1 protein-coding gene is annotated in these 2223 nt (G+C 54.6%); it reads right to left on the bottom strand.

Going from position 1 to position 2223, the window contains the following annotated elements:
* Window positions 1-3: 3 nt before the first annotated feature.
* Window positions 4-2223, bottom strand: a 2220-nt coding sequence (locus I5Q34_RS33315; RefSeq protein WP_234429916.1) for an immunoglobulin domain-containing protein, incomplete at its 5' end; no start/stop codon positions are given.

The raw sequence follows: 2223 nt of genomic DNA, 5'->3' as shown, positions 1-2223 counted from the left end.
TTATCAACATTCGCTTCTATTGATGGTTTTTGCTGCTGGGCTTGTCAGACCTGCGTGGCTCACTTCGCAGGTGTACCGTTCGTGCTGGTTATACTCGCTAGCGGTCAGGGCCAGAGTGCTTGACAGGGAGTAGGTATTGTCCTTGCTATCCTGGTCAGTATATGAGTTCAGGATGCCCTGGCTGCGCTCGCTACCATCCACTTTCCACTTGACGGTAATGTCTCTTGGGTAAAAGGAATTGATGAAGCACACCACAGATGCGGAGCCAGCTGTCACTTCCTCGCTGCTGGGAGGGAACAGGCTAATGGTAGGCTTCTGGACTGATCTCCGCTTGATCTCCACTTTGGTCCCCTGTCCAAAAGTCCATGGGTAGTTATAATCCTGCAGGCAGTAATATGTGGCGAAGTCTTCAGGCTGCAGGGAGCTAATGGTCAGGGTGAAGTCGGTGCCGCTACCTGACCCACTGAACCTACTAGGCACCCCAGACTGCAGAGTAGAAGCGGAGTAGATCAGCAGCTTAGGGGCTTTTCCGGGCTTCTGCTGATACCACCCCAGATCGTTCCGAATTCCCTGAGAAGCCCTACATGTGATGGTCACGCGGTCTCCGACGCTGGCTGACAGTGAACTGGGGGACTGGGTCATCTGGATGGCCCCGTATGCTCCACTAATCCACAGCAGCAGAGAGATAAACACCTGTGTCTGCAGGACCATAGGCCCGGGATTTTCCTCCACGTCTCCTGCCTGCTTCAGCAGGCTGAAGTTGGTAGCTCCACTGCCAGACCTGCGCTTCCTTCCCCTTTTACCTGGGGAGCGGCTGATTGCTTTCTGTGTCACATGGTTGTGCAGTGCCTCATGCATCACGGAGCAAGTGTAGACTGTGCCCTGATCCCAAGCACTCTTGTCCACGGTCAGTTTTGAGTACAGGAAATAACTACCATCGGCGTCCTCAATTGGAGGAGTATTTTTATATTCCTTCTCGCTCACGGGGACTCTGTTGCTGGCCCATTCCACGTGGATATCTGCGGGAAAGAAGTTAATGATCAGACATGTCACAGAGACTTTTGACTTACTCAGCTCATCCCGGGAGGGTGGCAGGGTGTACACGTCTGGCATCCTTGGGGCCCCTTTTGTCTTGCTAATGGTCTTCTCGATTGGAGCAGGCAGGGCCTTGTTATACACTTTGCACTTGAACTCCTTTCCGCGCAGCCAGTCCTGATGCTGGATGGGCAGCACGGACTCGACGCGGAAAGTTGTGTTGTACTGTTCCACTCTGGGCTTGGTCTCGGCATTGCCCACTGGTTTGTTATCGACAAACCAAGTGAACTGGACTTCGGGCTCATCCTGGCTCACGTCCACGACCACGCAAGTGACCCGTGGTGTCAGAGAAATCATCAGGGTGTCTTTTGGCTTAGGGGGAAAGATGAACACGCTAGGGCCGCCCAGGTTCTCTGGAGGGGGACACTTTGGACATGTGCAGGGGTTTGGCTGAGGGGTCCTGATAGGTTCCACTGTTTTGTCGACCTTGGTAGAGGATGCGGGATGAGCCACATTGCAGGTGGCTTTCTTCTGGCTTGAAGGCACGGTGACCATTGAAGTCAGACTGTACAGGCCGGACTGCAGCACAGCGGGAAAAGTGTGGACCCCAGATGTCAGGGCTCCGGAGTTCCACTTCACGGTGACGGGCTCTGGGAAATAGCCTTTCACCAGACAACCCAGAGTCATCATAGATCCGGATGTATCGACGCAACTGGCTGCCAGTGGGAACACGCTAGGTGCGGTAGTGCGAGCACTAGACACGGTGACTGTGGTACCCTGCCCCCACACGTCCATGCCGTAATAGTAGTGAGTACCGGGCAGGAATTCCTCCTTGGCACAATAGTACACGGCTGTATCCTCTGCTCTCAGGGAATTCATCTGCAGGTACAGAGTATTCTTGGAGTTGTCTCTGCTGATTGTGAACCGGCCTTTCACATCGTCTGTATAGTATGCGGTAATACCGCTCATGGTGATAGCTGAGACCCATTCCAGTCCTTTGCCTGGAGCCTGCCGCACCCAGTTCATTGCATAGCTGCTGAAGGTGAAGCCTGAAGCGGCGCAACTCAGCCTCAGAGATCCGCCTGGCTGCACCAGCCCTCCTCCTGACTCCAGCAGCTGCACCTCGGCGTGGGTTCCAGTGGCGGCGGCGACCAGAAACAGAATCCTCCATGTCCAATCCATGGTGGC

Source organism: Streptomyces sp. AV19 (assembly GCF_015999245.1).
Classification (GTDB): domain Bacteria; phylum Actinomycetota; class Actinomycetes; order Streptomycetales; family Streptomycetaceae; genus Streptomyces.
This window is presented reverse-complemented; position numbering and strand designations above follow the sequence as displayed.